This window comes from Dokdonia sinensis (genome assembly GCF_003688895.1).
In the GTDB taxonomy this organism is placed as follows: domain Bacteria; phylum Bacteroidota; class Bacteroidia; order Flavobacteriales; family Flavobacteriaceae; genus Dokdonia; species Dokdonia sinensis.
In genome coordinates this window covers 1-4228 of record NZ_REFV01000030.1, presented here as the reverse complement: position 1 = coordinate 4228, position 4228 = coordinate 1, and the positions used below count along the sequence as shown (strand labels likewise).

Genomic DNA, 4228 nt, shown 5'->3' with positions numbered 1-4228 from the left:
AGCTCATCGTTCTAGACACCCCAATGCCCAATGACACTCCTGACGACTATGCTCTTTGTGATTTTGACGGGGATGGTCTTGAGGTTTTTGATCTTACCAGCCGTGAGATGGATGTCCTTGGCGGGCTGGATCCCTTGCGTTACTCGGTGACCTGGTATGCAGACCTTACCAATGCCCAGAACGGCACGACAGATATCCCTGATGAGACCAACCACTCCAGTACTGGCGGCGATGTATATGCCGTGGTACAGGACGAGACCCAGAGTATGACCACCTTCTGTCAGGCCATCGTTACCCTTACCCTTGTGGTAGAGGACATCCCAGTCCCCAATCAACCAGCGGCCTATGAGCTTTGCGATGACCTAGCCAGCGGTTCCCGTGACGATATGACCAGCCTCTTTGATCTTACCAGCCGTGAGAGCATCATTATCGGCGCAAACACAGATTGGAGCGTTACTTGGTACCAGACCCAGGTTGGGGCAGATACTGCAGACCCTGCAGCGCTCATTGCCGCACCCACCTCACATCCCTATACAAGTATGGTTACTGGTAACATCCCAGTATGGGCAAGAGTGGTGGACACCAGCACGATGGAAGACTGCCACGCTGTGGTGAGCCTCACCCTTGTGGTAGTGCCTAACCCGAGCCCCACCACCATCCCCGATGTCGAGGAGTGTGACGGCAGCGACGGGGTGCTGGACAATCAAGCCATCTTTGACCTTACCGATGAGGCCCTTGCCATTGCAAACGGCGAACTGGTAACAGTTACCTTTTATGAGTCAGAACAAAATGCTATAGACGCTATGAGCCCCGTGACCACGGCCGCTTACCAGAGTGGTAGCCGTACCCTGTGGGCACGCTCCACAGAGGACGATCCCGCACTTCCCAACACCGCCTGTTTTACCATTATCGAGGTGACCCTTGTCGTGCGCGATACACCAGAGATAACCGCCACAGCGGCAGCACTGGAGCTCACCGCCTGTGATGATGCCGACGGGACGATGGACGGTAATGCCACCTTTGACCTCACACAGAACGACATCCTTGTCCTAGGAACCCTTCCCGCGGCAGACTACAGCATCACTTACCACGAGACACAAGCCAGCGCCGAGACCCCAGAGATGGAGCCCGGACACGATGCCATCGCCACCCCTGCAGCCTATAATTTTGGACCACCGGCAACTACAACCATATGGGTGCGACTGCAGGACACCACACAAGCAAACACCGCCTGCGCCGCGGTGACCAGCTTTACCATAAACGTAGGCGACACCCCGACATTCACAACCCCTGCGACAGAATATTTTGCCTGTGACAGTATGGACAGCGGTGACGATATGGACGGCATCGCCACTTTTGATCTTACCGTGATCACAGACGATATCACTAACAATGGTGCACTCACGAACCTGGAGGTAACCTATTATGCCGATCCTGTTGACATTGTCACGGGTATGGACATACAGCCACAGGACGCCTACCAGGGCACCGGTGCAGACCCGCAGACCATCACCATCCTGATCACCAGTACCGATCCCGGGATGTGTAGTATTATCCAAACCACCGACCTGCGCGTGGATCCCGTTCCCGTGCTCATCTCAGACCCGCTGCCCGATGCCATCGCCTGCGACCCGGACAACGACGACTTCTCCAGCTTTGACCTGGATGCCTATGCAACACTCATCCTGAACGGGCAGACCACCCTGGACCTCTCCTTTTACGAGTTACAGGCCGATGCTCAGAACGGTGACCCTGCAGATGCCATCACAAACACGGTGAGCTATGACAACATCGTCCCTAACCAAGTGCTCTACGTGCGGGCTCAGGACAATGTAAATGCTACCGCTTGCGCGAAAGTGTTCCCCTTTACCCTACAATCACACCCCACACCGGTACTCCCTGCGACGGCCCTTGAGGACATCGTAGCCTGTGATGACGACGGTGATAGCGCCGAAGAATTTGACCTTACCGTATACACACAGCCCTTGCTGGATGCACAGTTACCGTTACCGGCAACCGACTTTACCGTGTCCTACCACGACACACAGGCCAGCGCCGAAGATGTGACAGACCCGGGACTCACCAATGCGGCAGACTATGACCTGAACACAGCGATGTCACCTCTAACCATCTATGTGAGGATACTGTATACCGATGGTAGTGACTGCGCTACCATAACCACCTTTGATATCTCGGTAGAGCCGCTTCCGACCATCGGAAACTATCTCACCAACCCGCTGGAGGTATGTGATGACGACAACGACCAGTTTGCTGTATTTGACCTCACACAGAACCAAAACGAGATCACAACAGACCCGCTCTTACAAGTAGATTATTATGCCAGCCAGGCAGACTTTGACGCAGGTAACCCAGTCATTGTCGATCCCACGGCATACACAAACATTGCAAATCCACAGGTCATCATCGTGGTGGTCACCTCACAGGCAGGCTGTGAGGTACAGACAGACCGCACCCTGCGCGTGCTGCCTCTGCCCACTCCAGATAATGTAAACCCAGAGGATGTAGTGGTGTGCGACGATGATTTTGACGGACGCTTTGACTTTGACCTTACCCCAACGGTAAGGGAGATAGACCCAGCGAGTGCGCCCACGGTGATCCGTATCTTCGAGTCTTTCGCGCAAGCGCAAAGCTACGACGCAGTAACGAATACCCCAGCTCCAGCAACTGATGCCGCAGCAGGATATCTGTATACGAACTCTGTGCCCAACGGTCAGACGCTCTACGCAAGAGTGGACCACGACCCGGCCGTTGTAATGGGTAATACCTGTGCGGTGATCGTGCCTTTTGAGGTGGTGATAAATCCGCTGCCGGTGGTAAACCCAGACCGTGTGGATCCCTACGTGTTCTGCGAGCAGGAAGATGGCGACGACTCGATGGGGATGTTGATTTTAGAGAATATCGCTGGTGAAATCGATCTCTTGCAGGCACCCCAGGTAGAGGGTGACTTTTTTATCACCTACCACGAGGACCAGTCCCAGGCGCTCACAGATGACTTTGCGCTGAGCAGCCCGTACAACTTTGATGAAAATGTGCTCACGGGGCTATGGATACGTATCGAAAACCGCGTGACCGGGTGTTTTGTAGTAGAGTTCTTAGAGATTGTGGTCGAGGCAAGACCGGTGGCACAGCAGCCAGAGGATCTGATGGTGTGTGAAGATATTGTGCCAGATATGGTAAACGGCATCCCGACGCCAGGAACAGCGACCATAGACCTTACGGTGCAGGATGAAGTCATATTTGGCGGACCTCTAGGTCCTACAGATCAAGTAAACTATTTTACCAGCTTAGCAGATGCCGAGGCGAACGACAATGCCATCGCTGATCCTACGGTGTTTGTAAATACAAGCGATCCACAGGTGATCTGGGCGGTAGTGGAGGATACCACGACAACTTGTCCTTCTAGCCCACCGGTATCCTTTGCCATCGATGTGAAGGAGGTGCCATATACAGATCTTTCGGATACCGGGGGTGATATCTGTGTGGATCCTACAACGGGAGAGATCCTAGAGCCCGTGATACTGGATGCAACGCCAGAGACGATTATTGCGGGAGCGATCTATACTTACGCCTGGAGACTAGACGGTAGCTTGATATCTATAGACCCAACGGTGAGCGTGGAGGCTGTGGGCACCTATAGTGTCACGGTGACCGCCATATATACGGATGTACTCACAGGAATGGTGCACGAGTGTAGCTATGAGGCTGAGACGACATTTACCGCCATAAGCGGACCGTTGTTCCAGGTGGAGGTGCTCGAGGATGCCTTTAATGCTGGGGGGACTTACACCGTACAAGTAGTGGAAGGAAGTATCACAGGGTTTGGTGCAGCGGAATATGAGTTTGCGATAGATGACGGGCCCTTTGGCGACAGTACGGTATTTACAAACGTACGTCCCGGGGAGCACACCGTGTTTGGGAGAAGGAAGGACGGGAACTGCCCTGCGACACCGGTGGAGGTGGGAATCATAGACTACCCGAGGTTCTTCACGCCCAACAATGACGGCTTCCACGACAGATGGAACATTCTAGGGATAGGAACACCACCTAATCTCAACGCAAAAATCTTTATATTTGACAGATACGGGAAACTGCTAAAGCAGCTAAGCCCGACAAGCCCGGGATGGAACGGTACCTTTAACGGACAGCCAATGCCATCTAACGATTACTGGTTCAGAGTGGAATACAATGAAGCAGATGAGAACGGAGA

At 53.7% G+C, this 4228-nt stretch carries 1 protein-coding gene; it reads left to right on the top strand.

Features of this window, described 5'->3' with window-relative positions:
- On the top strand, positions 1-4228 hold a 4228-nt coding region (locus EAX61_RS16230), incomplete at both ends, for a T9SS type B sorting domain-containing protein (RefSeq protein WP_147448394.1).